The sequence below is a fragment of the Labilibaculum antarcticum genome (assembly GCF_002356295.1).
GTDB lineage: Bacteria > Bacteroidota > Bacteroidia > Bacteroidales > Marinifilaceae > Labilibaculum > Labilibaculum antarcticum.
This window is the reverse complement of sequence record NZ_AP018042.1, coordinates 2,907,198-2,931,010: the sequence shown is the minus strand read 5'-3', so window position 1 is coordinate 2,931,010 and position 23,813 is coordinate 2,907,198. Positions and strand designations below refer to the sequence as shown.

Below are 23,813 nucleotides of genomic sequence, written 5' to 3'. Positions count from 1 at the left end.
TTAGTGGGACTTATAACATTCCGGTTTTTTTTGTTCATTAGCACATTGCTAATTATAAATCATCTGTTTAACTTTAATTGTATTTGTAATTTCACAAACCATTAATGTATTATTAATTTAAAAAACAATTTATGAGTGCTGACCACAAAGTAAACATTCAATTTACGGATGAGCAAAAGGCCACAATTGAAGCGGCAATAAAATCGTTAAAAGATACATTAGGTCCTGTTCTAATGAGTTTGACCCCATCTGAGAAGCAATCCATGCTGATACTTGGCGACAAGTCGCTTAGTTTTGTAAATAAAAACCTGATGTTCTCGAAACAGAATCCGGAATTTATGCCTAGTTATTTAAATCAATCGGAATGGGAAATTGATTTACGAAGTTGGAATGCATTGGCGCCATACAATTCGCAGCTAGCCGAATTGGGCAGTTTGCTAAACGATACCATCGCACAATGCGGCAATGAAGCATACCGCCAATCGCTAACCTATTACAACAATGTTAGACAAGCCGCTAAGGATAACGTACCAAGCGCCAAGCCAATCTACGATGATTTAAAACAACAGTACCCAAACCACCGAAAAAGTAAAGAAGTTGCAGACTAAGATTTTTCTTGATAACTGTTTAATTTGATTTCGAATCCCTCATGAGTTTTGCAAACACTCTTCGAGGGATTCTTTTTTATGCGACCCAAAACAAAGCTGATTTTGGGGGTCTCGACCCCCAAAGGGTAGCTTGCAACCCCCAAGGGGTACCTTCCCAAGCTATTAAGAGATCTCTTTTACATCTTCGAAGACTACTTTCAGGTCCTTCAGGATATTTTTGACCTCCTCGAAGATCAAAATCAGTGACTCGAGGATATTTTTCACATCCTAAAAGACCTCCCCGAGATCTTCGAGAACCAGAACTTGATCCTGGAAGATGTAATTTAGCCCGAAGAGGAACTTGCAGAGATCTTGCAGGACCTTTGGTTGATGCTAAAGGCTATCTGTTCCGTAAAACGCTTCCAAACTAAGGTTTCGTGCGGTGGTGCAAAACCAAACCAGAAGCAATTATTACGAATTCTAAATCTAAATAAGAGCAAACATAAAATAATTTCTGGTTTTCAATCCTCTGCTACCCCCCAGTTAGCCTTCGTTACATGAAAATATAGAAACAATCATTTTTATGACTCATAACAAACAACAAATAATCATTCAATATATTTTCTACATTTATGCTTTGTTAAATATTTATTAAACACGTAAAGCATGTAAACAAGGCAATACACCCTTGAGTATAAATAATTACATTAAATAAATCCTCAAAACAAACAATAAACAAATAAGCTGATTCTTACCTCTTAATACCTATACTATGATTAAAAACTTTACTCTTTTATTCTTCTTGTTTGCGTCTATCACACTAAGCGCTCAAAACATAAACATTCCAGATGCTAATTTTAAAAAAGCTTTAGTTGATAGAACTGCAATTAATACCGATGGTGATGGAGAAATTTCGGAAAGTGAGGCGGTAGCTTTTACAGGATCAATCAATATAGCTGAACTTAAAATTTCAGATTTAACAGGAATTGAATATTTCATTAATGCTACCGGTTTACATTGCAGTGGCAACAACCTCATTGATTTAGACATTACAAACAACAAAAAACTCAAATATTTGAATTGTTATGGGAATAAATTAAAGGACATAACACTTAATGCGGAAATTATTGATTTAGACTGTGCATACAATGACATTTCAAATTTAGATATTAGTAAAAACTCGAATCTCGAATCAATAAGATGTTCTTATAATGATCTAACCAATTTAGATGTAAGTAATAATACTAAACTTGATGAACTAAATTGTGAATCTAACAATATTTCTAAACTAGATATAAGTAATAATACTATTATTAAAAGTTTAAACTGTGAATCTAACAATATTTCTGAACTAGAATTTAGTGAAAATAGCCTTATTTCAATTGAGTGTGACAATAATAAATTTTCATTATCTGAATTGATAAAAATTAAAAATCATTATACAGATCTCAACTATACATCTACTAAAAAGATATTTTCACCTATTAAGGAATCTAGTGGTTTTGAAATAGATTATTCATCAGAAGCTTTAATAGATGGAACAGAAACTGTTTTCACCTGGTACGACGTCAATAATAATGTAGTTGAAGAAACTTTTATAAGTAAAACACGAACGGGAGTTTATAAATTTCAGGAGAAAGGAATATATTATTGTAAGATGACTAATAGCAAGTTCCCTAACAACGAACTTACAACAGAATCTGTTTATATTAACTATAATGCAATTATACAAATTTCCGATGCCAATTTTAAAAAGGCATTGGTTGAGAATACTAAAATTAATACCGATGGCGACGGGGAGATTTCGGAAAGTGAGGCGGCGGCTTTTACGGGGGAAATCGATGTTAGAAGCCTTGGAATATCAAATTTAGTTGGATTTGAATATTTCATTAAAATTAAGGAATTGGATTGTAGCCAAAACAAATTAAATAATTTAGACCTGAGCAAGAATCCGCATATCAGAAGACTGGTATGTTCTCACAATCAACTAACTAATTTAGACCTAACTCAAAATCCGGCAATTACAAGTCTTTCGTGCGAATCGAATCAATTGACTAGTGTAAATCTGAATCCGAATACAATTATTTCTTATCTTGATTACGACCGCAATTTATTCCCATTCTCCGAATTATTAATTCTTAATAATTATCAATCCATTGCTAACTATACGAGTTCAGGAAGAATATTTTCACCTTTAGAGGAATCTGATGGTTTTGAGTTAGATTATTCAAGCGAAGCTATTTTAAATGGCACAGAAACTATTATTACATGGTATGATAATAATAGAGATGAAATGGATGAAACTGTTATAAGTAAAATAGGAACTGGAATTTATAAATTCACTGAAGCAGGTAGTTATCACTGCAAAATGACGAATGCAATTTTCCCTGGATTAGAGCTTACAATGGAATCCGTTTATATCAACAAAAATAAAGTAATCGAATTTCCCGATGCCAACTTCAAAAAAGCATTGGTTGAAAATACTAGAATTAATTACGATAAAAATAGTGAGATTTCGGAATGTGAAGCGGCAGATTATAAAATAGGTTTAGTAGTTTCTAATCTTGAAATTTCTAACCTAAAAGGAATCGAATATTTTATCAACATTACAGCCCTTGATTGTCGCAACAATCAATTAAGTAGTTTAAATACGACACAGAATACCAAGATAACACGTCTTTATTGCAACGGCAATCAATTAAGCAGTTTAGATCTGGCTCAAAACACAAAACTTAACACGCTTAGCTGCCAAAATAATCAATTAAAATCATTAGATGTTAGCACAAACACATCTTTAAGATATTTAACTTGTAACGACAACTTAATTAACACTTTAGATCTAAGTAAGAATACAATAATTCTAGAACTTATTTGTTATAGTAATCAACTAAGTAGTTTAGATTTGAACCAAAATACGACACTTAAAAAACTAGAGTGCTATCACAATCAATTCCCGTTTTCAGAATTACAAAAAATTCAAAATAACTATACCGATCTAAGTTATAGTTATCCAAAAAAAATATTTTCAAAAATTGAAGAATCTGACGGTTATCAGATAGACTATTCTGTCGAAACCATAATAGATGGAAAAGAAACTGTTTTTACATGGTACGATATCAATAATAATTTAGTTAATGAAACTTCTGTAAGTAAAGAAGGAGCTGGAATATATAAATTTATTAAACCAGGCATCTACTATTGTATGATGACCAATGAGACTTTTCCTGAGATAAGACTAACGACAGAATACATTACTATCAACAACAATAAAGCAATAGTGTTTACTGATGCCAACTTTAAAAAAGAATTAATAGAGAATTCTTTGATCAACACTAATGGAGATGAAGAAATTTCAGAGTTTGAAGCAGCACTAACTACAAGCCTACTTTTGAGTAATAAGAATATTTCTGACCTTACAGGAATTGAATATTTTTGCCGTTTTAAAACGTTAAATATAAGCGACAATGACATAAGTAGTCTAGATCTGAACCAGAATACACTAATTACAGATCTTAATTGCAATAACAACCTCTTCCCTCTTTCTGAATTACTAAAAATCAAGACTTACTATTCAAAACTTAGCTACACATCAACCAAAAAAATATTTTCTGCTATTGAGGAGACTATTGGATTTAAGATTGATTATTCAAGCGAAGCACTAATAGATGGAAAAGAAACTATTTTTACATGGTACGATAGCAATAATAATATACTTGATGAAACTGTTGTAAGTAAAACAAAAAATGGAATATATAAACCACTAAAATTAGGAACATATTATTGTAAATTAACTAATACAACTTTCCCAAATACAGAATTAATCGCAGAATTCATTACCATTAAAGCTGGCCCTATTATCAACATTCCCGATGCCAATTTTAAAAAAGCATTGATCGACAATACAGCAATTAATACCGATGGAGATGGTGAGATTTCTGAAGCTGAGGCGATGGCTTTTACAGGAGAAATAAATCTACTGAGCAAGAGCATATCTGATCTGACTGGAATAGAATATTTTACGAATATTACGAGTTTAGACTGCTCTAGCAACCAACTTAAAATCATAGACGTAAGCCAAACCAAGGCTTTAACTACCTTAAAATGTGGCGGAAACCAACTCAGCACATTAGAGACTAGCCAAAATACGGCTTTAACTTCTTTATCTTGCCTACAGAATCAACTCACCCAATTAGATATTAGCAAAAATACAACTTTAACTGAATTAGTTTGTGGTAATAACCCATTCGTCACATTAGATGTTAGCAATAATACAGCTTTAACTCGTTTCTCTTGTGTTAAAAACCAACTCAGCTCATTAGATGTTAGCAAAAATATAGCTTTAACTGAATTATATTGTATATCTAACCAACTTACGGCTTTAGATCTGAGCCAAAATATGGCTTTAAATACTTTATATTGCTCTACTAATCTAATCAACACTTTAGATCTTAGCAAAAATACTGCCTTAACTACTTTAGGTTGCTCCGAAAATCAACTCAAGACATTAGATCTTAGCAAAAATACTGCCTTAACAATTTTATCTTGTCACAATAACAAAATCAACTCCTTAGATCTTAGCAAGAATACGGCTTTAACTGAGTTAAGATGCAATGATAATCAGTTTCCTCTTTCCGAAATCAACAAAATAAAAACTCATTTTACAGACCTTGTTTACACTTCGGATCAAACAATATTCGAACCACTTACCAAAGAAGTTAGCTACAGTATTGATTATTCTACAGAACAAATATTCAATTCTACTAACACAACATTTAGCTGGCACAATAGTTCTGATGAAACGGTTGATGAGTCTTTTGTGAAAGAAACAGATACGAAACGTATTTTCGAATTTTTACAGAGAGGAACTTACTATTGTACAATGGCAAATGCGACACTCACCACTTCCGAACTAAAAACAGAGAATATCAATATCTACAGTAATGATCCTGTTAATATTCCCGATGCTAATTTCAAAAAAGCATTGATAGAGAATACTGAGATTAACACCAATGGTGATAGTGAAATTACTGAGCAAGAGGCATCTTCCTTTATTGATGAGATAAATGTGAATAGCTCAGACATCTCAGATTTGACAGGAATAGAACACTTCACTAATATCACAAAACTAGAATGCTCAGGTAATCAACTAACAAATTTGTATCTCGGCAACAACAATGAACTGACTAGTTTAAATTGTGCTAGTAACCAATTGACAAATTTAGATCTAAAGAATAATACAAAACTGACAGATCTTAATTGCTTTTACAATGATTTGTCCAGTTTAGAATTGAGTTCAAATATCATAAACCTGTATTGCCATACAAATAAGTTTCCCTTTTCAGAATTATTTAAAATCAAACAAAAATATTCTGAGCTTGCCTATGGACAATCGAAGAAAATATTTTCGGAACAGAACAAAAAGATAGGATTTATAATAGATTATTCATCGGAAGTATTAATCGATGGTAATAACACAAACTTTATTTGGTATAAAGGCTACGGAGAAGCAACTACGAATGAAGATATTATTGAGGAAAATACAGGAGTGTTTAAATTCTTAAAAGAAGGAACTTACTATTGCGAAATGACTAACGCAAGCTTTCCAGGGTTAACACTTAAAACAAATAAAATTACTATTTCTCAGCCTGTTTTTATTAATATCCCTGATGCCAACTTTAAAAAAGCATTGGTTGATAATACTGAAATTAACACCAATGGTGATGCTGAAATTTCGGAAAGTGAGGCAGAGGCTTTTACTGGAAGTATAAGTGTTAGCAACTTAGAAATATCTGATTTAACTGGGCTCGAATATTTTTTCAACATCACAGAATTAAATTGTTACACAAATCAATTAAGCAATTTGAATGTCAGCGCAAACACTCAACTGACAAAACTAGATTGTGATGAAAATAAAATCACAAGTTTGGATTTAAGCAATAATATAAACCTTAAGAATTTATCTTGCCGAGAAAATCAGTTATCCAACCTAAATCTTAGCAAAAATATTAATTTAATAGATTTAGATTTTGCAAATAACCAACTAACTACCATAGATATAAACGCAAACACCAACATCAATAGATTATTTTGTTACAACAATAAATTTACGAGTCTAGACCTCCGAAATAATCAAAAAATAGAAATACTATGGTGTTCTGATAATGAATTAAAGACAATTAACATTCACCCTAATTGTAAACTAACCAATACAAGTTTCTATCATAACGTTTTACCATTTTCCGAGTTAATAAAAATAAAAAAATCTCATTCGGAATTCACTTATTTTACAAATAAGAAACTATTTCAAACACTTGAAGAATCCGAAGGATTTGAAGTGGATTATTCAAAAGAAGCCATTATTGATGGTATCAAAACAATATTCTCTTGGTATGCATCAGACGATAAAGTAATTGGTGATGTTTTAGTTTCTGAGGTTTCTGACGGTATATTCAAGTTCAACAAATCTGGTCGATACTATTGTGAAATGACCAATGAAAGCATACCTGACACAAAGCTAAACACACATGACATCATTATTGACAATCACAAAAACATTCTATTTCTTGATCCTAATTTCAAAAAGGTATTGGTAGACAACACTTCTATTAATGCCAACGGAGATAGCGAAATTTCGGAATTTGAAGCTGCGGTAATTACAGACCTAAATTTGCGAGATCAAAATATATCTGACCCAACGGGAATAGAATACTTTTTCAATTTAAAGTCTTTACGAATTGATAACAATCAATTAACAAGATTAAATCTAACTGAAAATAGTGAAATTACATACCTTGAATGTTCCTCCAATAAATTCCCTTTTTCAGAATTACAAAAAATAAAGGAGCATTATCCAGAACTAAATTATTCCTCAGACAAGCGCCTTTTTTCTTCCATTGAAGAAAAAGTAAATTATCAAGTTGATTATTCATCAGAAGTTACGATTGGTGGAAATGAAACTACATTCACTTGGTTTAACAACAAAGGTGAAGAAGTAAGCAATGAATATATTGCAGAAGAAAATAAGGGGATTTTTAATTTTCTAAAAGAAGGGATTTACGAATGTAGAATGACAAATGAAAGTTTTCCTGATTTAACTCTTACGACAAACAACATTACTACTTACAACAACGGCAATATTGATATTCCTGATACCAATTTCAAAAATGCACTAATCGAGAATTCTCTAATCAATATCGATGGCAATAGTGAAATTACAGAATATGAGGCAATGATTTACAAGAGCGAACTAGATGTTAGCGGTAAAGGCATTGCTAATCTTCAAGGAATAGAATATTTTCTCAATTTGAAAGTATTGAAATGTCAGGATAATAAATTAGCCAGTCTTTATATTGAAAATAACAATGAGTTGGAAGAATTGGATTGTTCAGGGAATCAGCTTCAATATATAAATCTTCCTAACAAGCTAGAAAGCATAAACTGTTCTGGCAATTTATTAATCATCTTCGATATAAGTAATTGCACTGAGCTTACGGATCTAGACTGTTCGGCGAATGAAATAGATGATCTTGATATAAGATCAAATAAAAAATTAGAGAACCTTAATTGTTCCTATAACGATCTAAACAAATTATCGCTGACCGAAAGTAACTCACAATTGATCGAATTAAATATTGATCAAAACCATTTACCTCTTTCAGAGTTAAATAAGATAAAAGCAATAAATCCTGTACTTGTAGTAATAGAAAAATACTCACCAGATTATTTATCAAGACAATTTGATGTTTTTAAAGGGCTAGTTGAAGAACTTGAGAACGAAATTGATTTCTCTGCGGAAGCTTTGTTTAATGAAAAAGAAACAACTTTTACATGGACAACTGATTATGGAATGACAGCAATAGATGAAAGTACTCTTGAAGTAGTTAAACCTGGAGTATTTAAATTCTTAAAAACCGGAATGTATCATTGTGAAATGACAAATGAAGAATTCCCTGACATTGTTGTTACTACAAGCGAAATACAAATATTTCGCCATATGCAAGAAATCACATTCGGAAATGTTCCGAATCCCGTTAAAGCAAATGACGTTATAGAACTAAGTGCTACTGCAACGTCAGGGCTTGAGGTAACATTTGAATTGGTTTCTGGTGATGCCAGCATTGATGGAAAGACAATCACTTTTAACAAAGAAGGAACGGTTATAATTAAAGCCAATCAAGCAGGAAATGATGAGTACAAACCTACTGAAGCTAAAATTGAAATCACTGTTGATATTGCAACAGGAATTAATGATGTTTTAAAAAGTTCAATTCAAATATATCCGAATCCGGTAATCACCGATTTGAATATCAGCTTTGACAAGAACGAAGATCGGATGATTTACATTTACGATCTAAAAGGTCAAATCAGGCTTCAACAGAAAAGTTTCTCCAATTCAGAACACTTGAATATTTCTGATTTTAAAAGCGGCATGTACATCCTGAAAATTCAATCGGAAAGTGGTGTAGTGAGCTATAAAATATTGAAGAATTAAATAAGTTTTAAAACCCGACAGGTTTATTTACATCATGTACTTAAACCTGTCGGGTTTAATAAGTAATCAAAACAGCATGCCATCAGCAATGATTCCTTTAGAATAAAATCGGAATAAAAATCGGTGGCTACAAAAATTTAAACTCTGACGGGTCTAAAGACTCCGTCAGGTTTCAAACCGAATCTGGTGAAAACCTGTCAGCCCCGATAGCTATCGAGGGTCGAAGAACCTGATAGAGTTGGTATCAAAAAGCCAAATCCTACAAAACACTTTTCACATCTTTTTAACGCCTACTCCAAGTACATCAATAAAAAGTACCAACGTACAGGCTCCCTTTTCGAAAGGCCTTTCAAAAGAAAACTGGTAGAAGACGAAAACTATCTTCGGACGCTGGTCTTATACATCCACAACAACCCCATTCATCACGGCTTTACGAATATTGCCGTGGATTATCCGTGGAATAGCTACCTAACTTGTTTATCGATAAAACCAACAAAGCTATTGAAGAAAGAAGTTGTTGCTCGGTTCGATGATGAAGCCAATTTTAAATATATGCATCAGCAACAGGTCGATTTTATGGAGATGGATGAATGGCTGGAGATTTAATTCGGCAAATTTCAACCATACAAGTTTAATTTGCAAGACTTAAATAAACCTGTCTGGATTCTATAAAATCTTGAAGAAATAAACTCTTATTACTACTTGTAAAACCAAATGGTCATCTGGAAAGATGACCGTTTTCATTTTCAATTAATTTATTGCTTTCCCCTAAAAACAAGCTCATTAGCTTACACTTTTCAACCTTCAGTCATTTCTTTTTGTACCAAAACTCATAAAAACTTACCTTATGTAGACAAATAAAATATGACTTTATGAATGTATTACTAATTGACGACAAGGGTAGTCCTTATTTGCTTGACACAATTCGTTGCCTATGTAATGATAAAGGCATGAATATTTTTGTCGTGTCTTTCGAACGAAAGCCATATTTTAATACAATACCTTATTCTAAACACGTAAATAAATACATCTACCTTACTGCCATTGATGAAAAAGATAAAGTAAATAAAATCATAGAGTTCGTAAAAGAATGGAAAATCGATACCATTCTTCCCATAAAACATCGTGGCTATCAACTATTTTCAAAATACAGGGAGGAATTTAATGGATCACCACTGCCCCCTATTCCCAATCGGAATGATTTTGAAACTATTTCGGACAAATGGTTGCTTGCTCAGTGGTTGGAAAAACACTCATTTGCAAGTCCTAAAAGTTATCCTGTCGCGATTGCCAACATAAAGAAACTCAATTTACCCTTTCTCCTAAAACCTCGCTGGGACTTTAAGGATAACAGAATAAAACTGCTTCATGATATCAATGAAGCAATGGAATATATCGAAAACACAGATTTTGTTTCTGAAAACTTCATTTTCCAGGAGCATATTCAAGGGGATGATATCGACATCAGTCTGTTGGCCAAAGATGGGGAAATTATAGCCTACACCATTCAACAAGGATTGGTTCGCGAGGCCTTTTCTTTTGCTACAGGAATTGAATTTGTGGCAGACGCTCAACTTTTAGCGCAAACAAAAGCCATCATCCATGATCTGAATTGGAGTGGCATTGCCCATTTGGATTTTATCCATCAAAAAGAATCAAACTCCTATTATTTGATAGATTTTAACCCCCGGATGTGGAGTACTCTAATAGGATCCCTGTACGCCGGCGTCAATTTTCCTTTGCTAATGTTAAAAACAGCCAAGAATGAAAAAATAGAATATAAGGGTTACATTGAAACCAGCTTCTATCTTGCAAAACCAGCATTGCTGCACTTCCGAAAAGAATTGATCCATAAACGGAAACTAACGAGCCTGAAAAATTCTTCGTGGAACTATATAATAAAAGATCCGCTTCCCGAAATTATGAAAGGCTTTGGTAAAGTCATTTCTATTTTCAACAGATCAACTAAAAAAGAGCCCCCCCCGGCATAAATATTTGCTAATCCAGATTTACATTCTGGGTTGCTGAGCTGGGAATTTAAAATTCCCGTTGCACACAAACAGGATTACAAATCTGCAGGAGCAAAAAAAAAGACCCGTCCGAAATAATTCGAACAGGTCTTACAAATTGTAGTTGTAGTGTAATTAATTTTGTTTCTCCAATCTCTCGGTTAGCTTTTTAATGATTTGTTTGGCATCGCCAACGATACCCAAATCGGAAACCTGAAAAATCGGTGCGTTCTTGTCTTTATTTACTGCAATAATCAAATCGGAATCCTCCATACCGGCAACGTGCTGAATGGCTCCTGAAATACCAAATGCAAAATACAAGTCAGGACGAACCGTTTTACCTGTCTGCCCCACCTGACGATCATGACCAATGTAACCGGCATCAACCATGGCACGGGAAGCCGAAACTTCTGCATGTAATGTAGTTGCCAATGCATCCATAGCCTCGAAACCTTCTTTGTTGCCAATTCCTCGTCCGCCTGAAACCAAAATTTTGGCTTCGGTAATATCGATAAGATTATGGTCTTCCTTAACGGTTTCCAACAACTTCACACGAAACTTAGCGGCATTGAATTTCACCTGGTAGTTCACGATAGCTCCTGTGCGACTTTTGTCAGCATCCATTGCGAACAATACTCCCGGACGAACAGTTCCCATTTGCGGACGATGATTTTTACAAACAATAGTTGCCATCAAATTTCCTCCGAAAGCGGGACGAGTCATTAACATCTCCCCATTTTCGCCAATCTCAATTTTTGTACAATCGGCAGTTAAACCAGTGCCAATGCGAGCCGAAACTCTTGGCCCCAAATCACGGCCTAAAGTGGTTGCCCCGATAAATAAAGATTCAGGCTTTCTTTCGTTGATAATTTGGCAAATTGCCTGCGTATATGGTTCTGTAGTATACTCTTTTAGTTCAGGAGCATCAACCACAATCACCTCATCGGCACCACAGGCAATTAAGCCTTGTGCCTGGTCAGTAATCTGATCTCCCAAAAACATTGCGTACACTTTGTTGTTCAATTCATCAGCTAGCTTTCTAGCCTGTCCTAACAACTCTAAAGCTACGTTCTGAATAATACCTTCACGTTGCTCAATAAAGACGTATATGCCTTTGTAATCTTCTAAATTCATGGCTATAATTAGTTTAGAATGAATTTCTCTTTTAATTTCTTGATGATGATTCCTACGGCCTCATCAGTTCCTACTTCGTAAAGCTCTCCCGATGGTTTCAAACCACGCGCAAATGCCTTATAAACACTTGTTGGAGATCCTTTTAGTCCCAGATCTTTCTCATCAACTTCAATTTCGTTGAATCCCCAAACCTCAACTTCATTTTTATAAGCATCAACAATGCCACCAACATTCATGTAACGAGGAGTATTTGCCGATGAAAGAACAGTTACCACACAAGGAGCTTCCACTTCTAACATTTGGTATCCGTCTTCGATATGACGTTTCATTGTGAATGTCTTATCTCCGTCGAATGTCAAATCTTCCAAATAAGATACCTGAGGCAAATCAAGATGCTCAGCAATCTGAGGACCTACCTGAGCTGTATCACCATCAATCGCCTGACGACCTGTGATCAAAAGATCAAAATCGATCTTCCGTAATGCTCCAGCCAAAGCATGTGAAGTAGCCAAAGTATCTGCTCCTGCAAATTTTCGATCCGTTAAGTGAATGGCACGATCAACTCCCATGGCATACGCTTCACGAAGAATTAAATCGGCCTGAGGAGGTCCCATCGTAATTACGGTTACGTGAGCTCCTTTTTCATCTTTTAATTGCAATGCCATTTCCAAACCACTCTTATCATCAGGGTTCATAATACTTGGCACACCGTCACGGATTAAAGTTCCCGTTACTGGATCAATTTTTATTTCGGTTGTATCCGGCACCTGTTTAATACAGACAACTATTTTCATTTTGTTTTCTTTTTGTTGGGATTGTATGGACACAACATGTTGTGCCCTTATATCGTTTCGTGTCAAATGGACACGACATGTCGTGTCCCTACGAATGATTAAATCCTTATTTTAACATGTTAGCTGAAATTACCATTTTCTGAACTTCGGATGTTCCTTCGTAGATTTCGGTGATTTTTGCATCACGCATCATACGCTCTACCGGATATTCTCTGGTATAACCATATCCTCCGTGAAGTTGAACCGCTTTATTGGTTACCTCCATTGCTGTTTCAGCAGCGTAAAGTTTAGCCATTGCAGCATCCACCGAATAAGGAAGTTTAGCATCTTTTTTGAAAGCCGCTTTGCGAACCAACATACGGGAAGCTTCCGTTTTGGTATTCATATCAGCCAACTGAAATTGTGTGTTTTGGAATGCAGAAATCGGACGACCGAATTGTTTTCTTTCTTTCACATATTTCACTGTTTCGTCGATAGCTCCCTGAGCAATACCCAAAGCCTGAGCCGCGATACCAATACGTCCGCCATCTAAAGTCTTCATGGCAATACCGAAACCTTTGCTCAATTTACCCAACATGTTTTCCTTAGGAACAAGGCAGTTTTCAAATACCAATTCGCAGGTTGCAGAACCACGAATACCCATTTTCTTCTCTTTCTTTCCGATAGAAAATCCAGGAGTCCCTTTTTCAATGATAAAAGCTGTAATCCCACGTGTTCCCTGAGACTTGTCAGTCATTGCCAAAATCACATAAACATGAGCAAATCCAGCATTGGTAATAAATATCTTACTTCCGTTGATAATATAGTTATCGCCATCCTCAATTGCAGTTGTCTGTTGTCCTGAAGCATCGGTACCGGCGTTAGGTTCTGTCAAACCAAAAGCACCAATCCACTCTCCTGAAGCGAGTTTAGGAAGGTATTTTTGCTTTTGTGCCTCTGTTCCGTACTCCAAAATAGGAGCCGCACACAAGGATGTATGAGCCGATACAATAACTCCTGTAGTTGCACATACGGCAGACAATTCTTCAACTGCCATCGAGTACATTACATTTGTTCCACCAGCACCACCATATTGCTTGGGAATTGGAATACCCATGATTCCAATTTTGGCCATTTTCTCAACTGTTTCAATTGGGAAACGTTCCAAATCATCCACTTCAGCAGCCAAAGGCTTTACCTCTCTCTCCGCAAAATCTTTAATCATTTGCAGAAATAATTCCTGTTCTTTTGTTAAGCTAAAATTCATAGTTTTTATTAGAATGGCATCAAGATTTTAATATCTTCGAAAATTAAACACTGACCTACCCCTAAATCTCCTAAAGGAGATTTTAATTTACAGTTCCAATACTAATTCCCAGACTTGAGCAAGGACTTTACTCGCATCATTCTCTGGAAAAGTTATTTTCTTGACATTTTTTACTTGATACTTGATATCATTACACGTTTTTCAAAATAATTGCAGTTCCCATTCCGCCACCGATACAAAGTGAAGCCAAACCGTACTCTTTTCCGCTGCGCTTCATTTCGTGAATCAAACTTACGGTGATACGAGTTCCTGATGCTCCAATTGGGTGACCTAAAGCAATAGCTCCACCGTTCAAATTGCATCTTTCGGCAAAGAAATTAGCATCAACTGCGTGATCTTCGCACAATTGTTTTACGACTCCTAATGATTGAGCGGCAAAAGCTTCGTTTAGTTCCAGCACGTCCATTTGTTCCAATTTCATGTTGGCTTTCTTCAATGCACTTGCAATAGCAGGAACTGGTCCCATGCCCATAATTGCAGGATCTACACCACCTTGTCCGGTGGCGACAATTTCTGCAAGAGGAGTCAAACCAAACTCTTTAACGGCTTCTTCCGATGCCACCATTACAAAAGCAGCACCATCGTTAATACCTGATGCATTGCCAGCAGTTACGGTTCCATCCTTTTTGAAAGCCGGACGCAAGCCAGCTAATTTTTCTACGCTGGTTCCGCGATTAATGAATTCATCTGCATCAAAAATGATTGTTTCTCTGCGAGATTTAATCTCTACAGGAACAATTTCATTCTTAAAATTCCCATTATCCTGAGCGGCCATTGCTTTTTGCTGAGAAGCAAAAGAAAAAGCATCCTGCTCTTCGCGGGTTAAGTTATATTTATCAGCAATATTTTCGGCTGTAATTCCCATGTGATAGCCTGAAAAAGCATCTGTTAATCCATCCAAAACCATGTGGTCAACGGCTTTCAAATCCATCATTTTGTGTCCGCCACGAACAGTTCCCGGCATTACAAAACCAGCATCTGACATGTTCTCAGTTCCTCCGGCAAGAATCAAATTTGCTTCCCCAGCTTTAATGTTAGCATAAGCCAAACTGATTGTTTTCATCCCCGAACCACAAATCATATTGATTCCGTAAGCAGGTACTTCCTGAGGAATACCACCCTTAATAGAAGCCTGACGGGCAATTCCCTGCCCTTGACCAGCCATAAGGATATTACCAATAACAACCTCATCAATCTTAGCTGCATCAATACCCGTTTCAGAAATGATGTTCTTGATTACAATTGCTGCCAAATCAGCAGCTTTAACAGGAGTTAGTGCTCCCAAAAATTTACCTACTGCAGTTCGCTTGGCTGCGACAATATATACTTTGCTCATTGTATTTTGATTTTCTGATTGATACTTTATCGTTTAAGACACGACCTATCGTGTCCCTACTTTTTCATTTCAATTAAATCCTCAGCAATAATTAATTTTGCATCAGTAGCTTCCTGAATTTGCTCAATTGTAAACAAAGGATTGATCTCTTTCAAAAGAATTCCTTCAGGAACGATATCCATAACACCCATTTCTGTGATGATCATGTCTACCTGACCAGCAGCAGTTAATGGAAGATTACAATCGGTCATGATTTTATGGCTACCCCGTGCAGTATGCTCCATAGCAAGAATCACACGCTTGGCTCCAACGATCAAATCCATAGCTCCTCCCATGCCAGGAGTCTTTTTACCCGGAATAATCCAGTTGGCCAAATTTCCTTTTTCATCTACCTGAAGAGCACCCAAAACAGTTACATCAACGTGTCCTCCTCTAATGATTCCAAAAGAAACAGAACTATCGAAACTACTGGCGCCTTTTTTACAAGTGATGAATCCACCTCCTGCGTTAACAAAATCAAGATCTTCTTCTCCTTCAGCAGGAGCAGCACCCATACCCAACAATCCATTCTCCGATTGTAAAATCACATTCACATCTTCAGGAACGTAATTTGGGATAATGGTTGGCAATCCTATCCCCAAATTCACCACATCACCATCGTGCAATTCGAGAGCAGCTCTCCTAGCAATTACCTCTCTGATTTCATTTTTATCCATTTGAGTGTTTTTTAGTATTCAGTATCAAGATTCAAGTATCAAGACCTTCATCCTGATACATTGTACTATTTCTCTTTATTTACGCGTTCAACCTACGGCTTAATTCCTGTGCAGCATACGATGCTACATCATCGGCATATTTGTTCATTCCAAAACCTGCATCGTAGCCTAATTCTTTTGCCAACTCATGAGAAATTCGTGGTCCGCCACAAATCAAAATTACCTTTTCGCGTAATCCTTCAGCCTCCATTAGTTCAACAAGCTCAACAAGGTTTTTAATGTGAATATCTTTTTGAGTTACCGTTTGAGATACCAAAAGAACATCTGCCTTAAATTCGATCGCTTTCGCAATAAATTCTTCATTTGGCACCTGACTACCCATGTTCAAAGCTTCCATCATGCCGTAACGCTCTAAACCGTAATGTCCGGCAAAACCTTTCATGTTCATAATTGCATCAATCCCTACGGTATGCGCATCACTGCCAGTACTGGCTCCAAGAATACGAATCGGACGACCAATGTTTTCTTTGATAAAATCATCGGTTTCGTGCATATCCATGGCTGTAGCTTCCACTTTAGGAACAGTAATTCCCGTAAAATCTACAGTATGTACACAATCGCCATAACAATTGAAAAAGGTAAACCCTTTCATTAACTCTTGAACATACACTACCTGAGGATTTTCAAAACCCATTTTTCTCATCATCTGCTTGGCAGCTTCGATGGCTTCATCGCCTTTCTCTACTGGCAAAGTAAAACTAACCTGAGTTTTACCATCATTCATGGTATCACCGTAAGGCTTGATCTTAGTTAGATCAAGGGTTTTATCAAATTCGTTGGAATTGGTTGAATAAAGACCTCCACTCATATTTTTGTCTCCTTATATTTTAAGCAGTATCAAGAAGTTATCTTAGTTGAGCATTTAACACCCCACTAAATCCGCCCTGTAAGGGGAACTGTCCAGCTCACAAAACTTATTTTTCCGGAACTTTTCGCTTGATACTTTATACTTGTTATTTGTTACTTTTTATGCAATAATTCAATAAACGGATTAAAGTAGTTGCTTCCTTTTTCCACAACTCCAGCTAAACCTTTACCACCATCTTTGGGACGTTTGATATCAGCAAAAATCCCTTTTTCAAGTGCATTGAACAATCCTTCTTTTTCGATTTTCTCAACCAATTCGATTGCATCATCAAGAACTTTTGCTGCACGCTGACGGATGATTCCACCTTCTTTAAATTCCATTTCATCACCAATACTCTTCATATTGTTGAAGATGTATTTTGCATTCTCAATAGAAAGATATCTATCGGACATGAATGGTGTATGAATTGCTTCGGTAAGCATTCCCAACAATTGAATTCCTTGTCCTGTCCAAATTGAAATTTGATTGAATAATGCATCCTGAACATGACCTTTAAAAACATTTCCAGTCATGAATTTTGTTGGAGGCATATATTTTAGAGGAGCCTTAGGGAAAATCTCTCTGATCATTTGAGCTTGACCCAACTCATAAAGGAAACCATTCTCTAGTCCTGGTTCCATTTCGAAAGCGTGACCTAATCCCATTTGCTCTTCAGGCAAACCTGCTACCAAAGCCAACTGCTCATTAATAAAATCAGAAGCCAACACCGTGTGAGCCTCATCAAATGCATCAGCAGTTGTTAGGTAATTATCTTCTCCGGTGTTAATAATTACACCAGCAAAACCATTCAATAATCTTGAGAAGTACTGATCAACGATAGTACGTTGCATGTTGATATCACGGAAAAGAATACCGTACAATGCATCATTCAACATCACATCCAAACCTTCAATTGCTCCCATGGCAGCAATCTCTGGCATACACAAACCAGAACAGTAATTACACAAACGGATATATTTCCCCTCTTCCTCACCAATCTTATCTAGGTGAGTACGCATAATTCGGAAATTCTCTTGAGTTGCGACAGTTCCACCAAAACCTTCGGTTGTAGCTCCGTAAGGAACGTAATCCAGCAAACTTTGTCCGGTAGTACGAATTACCGCAATAATATCAGCACCCTGACGAGCAGCAGCCTCAGCCTGAACAACATCTTCGTAAATGTTTCCAGTTGCTACAATCACGTACAAATAAGGCTTTGGACCTTCGCCAATTGTATTTATGTAATTATCTCTTTTTGCTTTGCGATCTCTAATTACCTGAATACTTTTCGTTACAAAAGGTTCAATGGCCTTGTGAATTTCTTCAGTCGAACGAACAGGAATCTTAGTTATATCCAATTCGCCAACAGCGACTTTCTCTGCAATTTCTTGTGGGTTTAAACCTGTTTCCAGAATTGCATTTCCCAAAAAGAACATTACACCTTCGCTCAAAACTCCTTTTTCCTGAAGTTCATCAATAACAACATTTGGCAACGGCACCTCGTTCTTGTCAACTCCGTCGATTCCCAGAAGACGACACAAAGTTCGCTCAACTGAAACAGTAGAATAGTTCTCTACGAATTTCTGAACATCGTCTGCAATTCGCTTCGACACCTCTTTTGCGTGCCCAACTTTCTCAAAATCAAGACCTAGTTTACTCCTTTGCATATTCAATTATCCTTTTATAAATGTATTTTCCTTGCTAGTTTCTTCATTCAAATGGTTCTGCGCCCGTTCAATTATCTCTTTATCGATTCCCAATAAAGAAGCAATCCGAAGCGCTTCATGAGGAACTTCCCCTTCAAGATCCTCTACCAATGAATAATCCATATAACTGTTTATATTTTTGTAGGTGATCACATTTGCACCCAAATCCTTATCCAGACCTTTCACCCGAAGTTTTCTGAATTTATATTTCAATCCACTGTAATGAGTGGTTATAACACTTCTAATTTTTCCTTGATAAAAAATATCAGCCACAGCATTCACAATAGCCAAACCTTCCACCGGATTTGTTGTTCGAGCCAATTCATCAATCAAAATCAAAACATTGTTCTGATTTTTTGAATCTTTTACCATACGGCTCACATTCAACATTTCAGAGGCAAAAGATGACAAGCCATTTAATTCTGATTGCTCATCGCCTACCGATATCATCACTTTATCAACAATGCTAATTTGTGCCGATGTGGCTGGAACAAAAAAGCCAAATTGAAACAAATACTGACAAAGAGCGAGTGTTTTTAACACCACCGTTTTCCCGGCCATATTTGCTCCGGTAATCAAACAAACCGATCGTTCAAGATCAATATCAATTGCTTGATATTCCTTGTTCTGATTTGCCAGTTCATTTTTAATCATCGGGTTGAACATTCCCGTATATGAAGTTTCCCCTTCGGACGTTTCAGCCTTACTGAAGTCCCATTTTTTGGCCTGAACAGCTTTCGCTATCAGTAAATCCAAATGTGCCAATTGATTTAATGCATTCGCCAGAAGACCTCCAAACTGAGAAATCTTAGTGCAAAGTTCTTCGCGAACATTCGCTTCAATCTCCTGCATTTTGGCAAACAAAACTTCTATATCTAAATCGGATTCTCCATTCTTACTTTTAGCCAACTTCAACTCTTTTCGAGCTTCAGCCAATTCCTCTGAGTAATTATCGTAAATGTAAAAAGATGGAATTTTTGTGTTTTGAGGATCCAGCAAGCGAATCAACTGACTCAAATCCGAGATTTCCAGAAAACTCTGCTTTCCTTCTTTTTGAAGCTCAACAATTTCCTGTGCCAACAAAGCAAACAGCTTAATTTCGAACAGCTCAACATCATCAAGAACTAAATTTCCAATCAAATTGTTTACGCTTCCGCGGATATCACGCAAGTGCGATAATTTGCTCTGAATTTTAGAAATCAAATCTGAATTAAGCTCCAGTGCTTGCTCAAGCTGATCAATAAAATTCAATTCTGCACTGATCTCTTTTTCGCAACACATCAATTTTGAATCCAGCAGGTAGCGTCTTCCCATTGGAGATCTCAAATCAAGATCTTCCATTAGAAACTGCAATCCGCTTGTATGTGCTGCTACTTCCCGAAACAACACCGGTTGTGAAATTGGGCTAAGAACAGCATCGCTTTGCCTGCTGTTTTCATCAATTTCCACATCAGTATTAAGCCTTAAGGTTTCGATCACATTTGACTTCAAATCTTGCATAATACGCTACATTTTTTTTATATCATACACAGGAACATTTACTTTATCCTGCAATGCTCTTTTCAACTCATCCGAATTTAATCGGTACCCATCCGGCGAAACAGGGTTAATTGTTATCGCCAACAAATTAGTTTTATTCAAGACCTGCATGCTTCCACCTCGCTTTACAAAAGCATAATAGGTTTCAGGGCTTGCAAATACTCTTGTAAAATCCCTTACAATCAAGTTGATTTCAGAAATCTGTTTCTGATTTTTCAGAAATTCTAGAAACTGATCCGTTACGGCTCCGCTCACAAAAAAGCGATTACCATGCTGAAAAAGTCTGTCTTTTTCTTTCTTAATCAACAAAACAGAACTAATTCCTGTATCCTGAAATGTACCTTCCGAATCGATTGCCCAAATGCCACGATCCACATTTGACAATTGAGTTTTCAAATTCATTTCAATTTCCGGCAACTGAATCAAGTCATACACAAATTTGGTTTTGAAAACCAATTGGGTAATATTGGCCGAAAGAGCTGCTCCTGTTGCCAAGATCATGGCATCGGTTACAGCTGGTGATCCAATACTTTTTCGAGACAAAGCTCCATCAACAATGGTCAACTCTACTCCTTTATTTTTTAAATCAGCAATTAACTCCTTAATGGAATGATTACTGGCCGGTCCTGATAAGAGAACCTTGCCTTTGGTCAAAGCTTTTGCGGTTACCAATCGACCTAAACTTGTTGATTGACGAGAGACATCTATAATTTCAGAAACCAGCTTTCGCTGTTTGTAATGCAATTCCGAAGTCACAAAAATCATCCCTTCGCTAAGCTCAATTTCCGGCTTATTTGTTCGTGTAACTTGATCACGGTTTTCACCATCAATACCAATTGAAGTCAGAGCTATTTGTTTACGGCTGTCCCTAAGTCGGGACAGCACGTAGTTCAAACACTCGGTTTTCCCGGTATTTTTTTCAAGTCCTACAATCGAAAGACTCTTATAATTTTCTATGTCATTAAGAAACGGCATCTATCTTTTTATTTCTATCTTTTCTCGCCAAATGATCTGGTTCTATAGATAATCTATCTCCATGCAGAAGAGACGCAACTCCTTCAAGCTTCTCATTCATTGTGCAATCAGGACAAGTGCATTTATTATCGTAATGAGTAGGTTCAGTATAGGTGGTAATCACCCCTTCAAAATTCCTCAAAACCACTTTTCCCGGACTCTGCGAAACAACATACTGCGGCATAACCGGAATTTTGCCTCCTCCTCCTGGAGCATCAACTACAAAAGTTGGTACAGCAAGACCAGAGGTGTGACCACGAAGGTTCTCAATGATCTCAATTCCTTTTGAAACAGGAGTTCTGAAATGCTGCAATCCCATCGAAAGATCACACTGATAAATATAGTACGGACGAACTCTGTTCATCACTAAGTTGTGCATTAACTTTTTCATGATGTGAACACAATCATTTACTCCTTTTAAAAGAACCGATTGATTTCCTAAAGGAATACCTGCATTTGCCATGCGAGCCAATGCATTTTTAGAATCTTCCGTTATCTCATCAGAGTGATTGAAATGAGTATTCAGCCAAATCGGATGATATTTACTCAACATATTCACCAAATTATCGGTAATACGCTGTGGCAAAACAACAGGAGTACGAGTTCCAATACGAATAATCTCAACATGAGGAATAGCTCGCAAACTGCTAATAATATACTCTAATTTATCATCGCTGATCAGTAAAGCATCACCACCAGAAAGAAGTACATCTCTCACCTGTGGCGTATTTGCGATGTACTCAATTGCTTTCTCGACATTATCCTGAGGAGCTGAAGAATCGGACTGGCCGGCAAAACGACGGCGGGTACAATGACGACAATACATTGCACACATATCAGTAATCAGAAACAAAACACGATCCGGATAACGGTGAGTCAATCCAGGAACAGGAGAATCCTCATCCTCGTGCAATGGATCCAAAATATCTGCATCAGAATAATGAACTTCTGCAGCTGTTGGAATTGCCTGCTTGCGAACCGGACAATTTGGATTTCCCTGATCAATCAGAGTCATATAATATGGAGTAATAGCCATACGCAATGATGCCAATGATCGGCGAACTCCTTCTTCTTCCTCTTCTGTTAAACTAATGTACTTTTTTAACTGATCTAATGTTTCAATACGGTTACGCACCTGCCATTTCCAGTCATTCCACTGAATATCGGTTACCTCAGGAAACATTTCTCTGCGTCTGTCGTTGTTAGTCATTACACGTATAATTTTTCGAACAATTCTCTAATTCCTTTTGAATTTCTAATGATATCTAATGTTAGGTCGGCATGCCCAATTGCATAACCATTCCCTACAATCATATCCACATCTTTACCTACACCCTCTGCTCCTAGAGCAGCTTTACTAAATGAGGTAGCCATTGAGAAGAAATAAACGCATCCTCTGTCTTTAGTAATTAAGATTGATGACATTTCGGTTGAAGCGACATTTACATTGTTGATCACGACATCGCATCCTTCTTCACCAGTAATTTCGGTTACTCTTTTGTAAACATCCATTACATCTGTTGCGTCACCCACAATAACATCGGTTGCTAAGCCAAGATCTTTAATTCGCTGTGCGTTTTCTTTCGAATACTCTACAACAATTACTTTTCCCTTTGGCCCAATTTTCTGCATTGCCTGGTAGCAGCATAGCACACCCGATTTTCCACCACCACCGATGATACAAACCGTGTCGCCTTCTTTCACCAAACGATCTACCTGAGCAGGAGCACCAGCAACATCTAAAGCCGCTAAAGCTAATTTTTCAGGCAAGTCTGTTGGAAGAACCGCATACAAGCCACTCGCAAAAAGAATCGCCTGAGCATCTACATCAACCTGATCGTTAGAAAGATTAATATTTGTAATCTTTTCGATCTTAAGAGGAGTTAATGATAAAGAAACCAATGTGGCTATCTTATCACCAACCTTTAAATCCTGATTTGGGAAGTTAGGACCAACAGCCTTAACCGTTCCAATCAACATTCCACCAGAACCCGTTACCGGATTTTGCATTTTCCCACGCTCAGCAACTATAGAAAGAATCATTTCTTCCATCTTTGCTTTATCAGCATCACAAGCACCCTTAATCTGAGTAAAACTTGCCGAATCGATATTCAATGTTTGAACATCAATTAAAACTTCATTGTCGTAAATCGACATGTTGTTATCCAACTTTTGAGCTGGTTGTGGAAGAGTACCTTTTGGTTCAAGTACTCTGTGTGTTCCGTATTTATTTCCTTTGTTCATTTCCATTATCAGATATGAGATGTTAGATTT

The 23,813-nt window shown here is 36.5% G+C and carries 15 protein-coding genes; 4 read left to right on the top strand and 11 right to left on the bottom strand.

The genetic code is table 11. The annotated features are described in order from the left end of the window. Nucleotides 1–131 precede the first annotated feature (131 nt). The 4 genes from ALGA_RS11555 to ALGA_RS11540 all read left to right on the top strand — a co-directional run bounded on the left by ALGA_RS11555 (nucleotide 132) and on the right by ALGA_RS11540 (nucleotide 11,069). Nucleotides 132–608 (top strand): hypothetical protein, encoded by a 477-nt coding sequence (locus ALGA_RS11555; protein ID WP_096429446.1) that lies wholly within the window; start codon nucleotides 132–134, stop codon nucleotides 606–608. Nucleotides 609–850: 242 nt separating this feature from the next. Then, nucleotides 851–1,018 (top strand): hypothetical protein, encoded by a 168-nt coding sequence (locus tag ALGA_RS22965; protein ID WP_153244848.1) that lies wholly within the window; start codon nucleotides 851–853, stop codon nucleotides 1,016–1,018. 341 nt (nucleotides 1,019–1,359) lie between these two features. Beyond that, complete coding sequence (locus tag ALGA_RS11545; protein WP_096429444.1) at nucleotides 1,360–9,078, top strand: T9SS type A sorting domain-containing protein; 7,719 nt, start codon at nucleotides 1,360–1,362, stop codon at nucleotides 9,076–9,078. 872 nt (nucleotides 9,079–9,950) lie between these two features. Further along, the gene (locus ALGA_RS11540; protein ID WP_096429443.1) at nucleotides 9,951–11,069 is read left to right on the top strand and encodes an ATP-grasp domain-containing protein; all 1,119 of its coding nucleotides are present in this window, start codon (nucleotides 9,951–9,953) and stop codon (nucleotides 11,067–11,069) included. Between the two features lie 153 nt (nucleotides 11,070–11,222). Here the strand turns inward: ALGA_RS11540 and ALGA_RS11535 are convergent, their stop codons facing one another. The 11 genes from ALGA_RS11535 to kdd all read right to left on the bottom strand — a co-directional run bounded on the left by ALGA_RS11535 (nucleotide 11,223) and on the right by kdd (nucleotide 23,789). After that, nucleotides 11,223–12,221 (bottom strand): electron transfer flavoprotein subunit alpha/FixB family protein, encoded by a 999-nt coding sequence (locus tag ALGA_RS11535; RefSeq protein ID WP_096429442.1) that lies wholly within the window; start codon nucleotides 12,219–12,221, stop codon nucleotides 11,223–11,225. A gap of 8 nt (nucleotides 12,222–12,229) precedes the next feature. After that, the gene (locus tag ALGA_RS11530) at nucleotides 12,230–13,015 is read right to left on the bottom strand and encodes an electron transfer flavoprotein subunit beta/FixA family protein (RefSeq protein ID WP_096429441.1); all 786 of its coding nucleotides are present in this window, start codon (nucleotides 13,013–13,015) and stop codon (nucleotides 12,230–12,232) included. A gap of 106 nt (nucleotides 13,016–13,121) precedes the next feature. Continuing rightward, nucleotides 13,122–14,261, bottom strand: coding sequence for an acyl-CoA dehydrogenase (locus ALGA_RS11525; protein ID WP_096429440.1), 1,140 nt, complete (start codon nucleotides 14,259–14,261; stop codon nucleotides 13,122–13,124). 190 nt (nucleotides 14,262–14,451) lie between these two features. Then, nucleotides 14,452–15,657, bottom strand: a complete 1,206-nt coding sequence (locus ALGA_RS11520; protein WP_096429439.1) for an acetyl-CoA C-acetyltransferase — start codon at nucleotides 15,655–15,657, stop codon at nucleotides 14,452–14,454. A 56-nt stretch (nucleotides 15,658–15,713) separates the two neighbouring features. After that, nucleotides 15,714–16,373, bottom strand: a complete 660-nt coding sequence (locus ALGA_RS11515; protein ID WP_096429438.1) for a 3-oxoacid CoA-transferase subunit B — start codon at nucleotides 16,371–16,373, stop codon at nucleotides 15,714–15,716. Between the two features lie 79 nt (nucleotides 16,374–16,452). After that, nucleotides 16,453–17,241, bottom strand: coding sequence for a lysine 5,6-aminomutase subunit beta (gene kamE, locus ALGA_RS11510; RefSeq protein ID WP_096429437.1), 789 nt, complete (start codon nucleotides 17,239–17,241; stop codon nucleotides 16,453–16,455). Nucleotides 17,242–17,393: 152 nt separating this feature from the next. Further along, complete coding sequence (gene kamD / locus ALGA_RS11505) at nucleotides 17,394–18,947, bottom strand: lysine 5,6-aminomutase subunit alpha (RefSeq protein ID WP_096429436.1); 1,554 nt, start codon at nucleotides 18,945–18,947, stop codon at nucleotides 17,394–17,396. Nucleotides 18,948–18,953: 6 nt separating this feature from the next. After that, on the bottom strand, nucleotides 18,954–20,486 hold the full coding sequence (kamC, locus tag ALGA_RS11500) for a lysine 5,6-aminomutase reactivase ATPase KamC (RefSeq protein WP_096429435.1): 1,533 nt from the start codon (nucleotides 20,484–20,486) through the stop codon (nucleotides 18,954–18,956). 6 nt (nucleotides 20,487–20,492) lie between these two features. Continuing rightward, nucleotides 20,493–21,500: a lysine 5,6-aminomutase reactivase subunit KamB gene (kamB, locus tag ALGA_RS11495; RefSeq protein WP_096429434.1), complete on the bottom strand. Its 1,008-nt coding sequence runs from the start codon at nucleotides 21,498–21,500 to the stop codon at nucleotides 20,493–20,495. Beyond that, on the bottom strand, nucleotides 21,487–22,749 hold the full coding sequence (gene kamA, locus ALGA_RS11490; protein WP_096429433.1) for a lysine 2,3-aminomutase: 1,263 nt from the start codon (nucleotides 22,747–22,749) through the stop codon (nucleotides 21,487–21,489). The genes kamB and kamA overlap by 14 nt, the downstream gene beginning before the upstream one ends. Then, the gene (gene kdd / locus ALGA_RS11485) at nucleotides 22,749–23,789 is read right to left on the bottom strand and encodes an L-erythro-3,5-diaminohexanoate dehydrogenase (RefSeq protein ID WP_096429432.1); all 1,041 of its coding nucleotides are present in this window, start codon (nucleotides 23,787–23,789) and stop codon (nucleotides 22,749–22,751) included. Before kdd ends, kamA begins: the two co-directional genes overlap by 1 nt. Between the last annotated feature and the right edge of the window lie 24 nt (nucleotides 23,790–23,813).

What these genes read in the sequence shown, in the direction of transcription:
- ALGA_RS11555 (WP_096429446.1), top strand. Translation starts at nt 132, where the DNA reads ATGAGTGCTGACCACAAAGTAAACATTCAATTTACGGATGAGCAAAAG.
- ALGA_RS11545 (WP_096429444.1), top strand. Translation starts at nt 1,360, where the DNA reads ATGATTAAAAACTTTACTCTTTTATTCTTCTTGTTTGCGTCTATCACA.
- ALGA_RS11540 (WP_096429443.1), top strand. Translation starts at nt 9,951, where the DNA reads ATGAATGTATTACTAATTGACGACAAGGGTAGTCCTTATTTGCTTGAC.
- ALGA_RS11535 (WP_096429442.1), bottom strand. Translation starts at nt 12,221, where the DNA reads ATGAATTTAGAAGATTACAAAGGCATATACGTCTTTATTGAGCAACGT.
- ALGA_RS11530 (WP_096429441.1), bottom strand. Translation starts at nt 13,015, where the DNA reads ATGAAAATAGTTGTCTGTATTAAACAGGTGCCGGATACAACCGAAATA.
- ALGA_RS11525 (WP_096429440.1), bottom strand. Translation starts at nt 14,261, where the DNA reads ATGAATTTTAGCTTAACAAAAGAACAGGAATTATTTCTGCAAATGATT.
- ALGA_RS11520 (WP_096429439.1), bottom strand. Translation starts at nt 15,657, where the DNA reads ATGAGCAAAGTATATATTGTCGCAGCCAAGCGAACTGCAGTAGGTAAA.
- ALGA_RS11515 (WP_096429438.1), bottom strand. Translation starts at nt 16,373, where the DNA reads ATGGATAAAAATGAAATCAGAGAGGTAATTGCTAGGAGAGCTGCTCTC.
- kamE (WP_096429437.1), bottom strand. Translation starts at nt 17,241, where the DNA reads ATGAGTGGAGGTCTTTATTCAACCAATTCCAACGAATTTGATAAAACC.
- kamD (WP_096429436.1), bottom strand. Translation starts at nt 18,947, where the DNA reads ATGCAAAGGAGTAAACTAGGTCTTGATTTTGAGAAAGTTGGGCACGCA.
- kamC (WP_096429435.1), bottom strand. Translation starts at nt 20,486, where the DNA reads ATGCAAGATTTGAAGTCAAATGTGATCGAAACCTTAAGGCTTAATACT.
- kamB (WP_096429434.1), bottom strand. Translation starts at nt 21,500, where the DNA reads ATGCCGTTTCTTAATGACATAGAAAATTATAAGAGTCTTTCGATTGTA.
- kamA (WP_096429433.1), bottom strand. Translation starts at nt 22,749, where the DNA reads ATGACTAACAACGACAGACGCAGAGAAATGTTTCCTGAGGTAACCGAT.
- kdd (WP_096429432.1), bottom strand. Translation starts at nt 23,789, where the DNA reads ATGGAAATGAACAAAGGAAATAAATACGGAACACACAGAGTACTTGAA.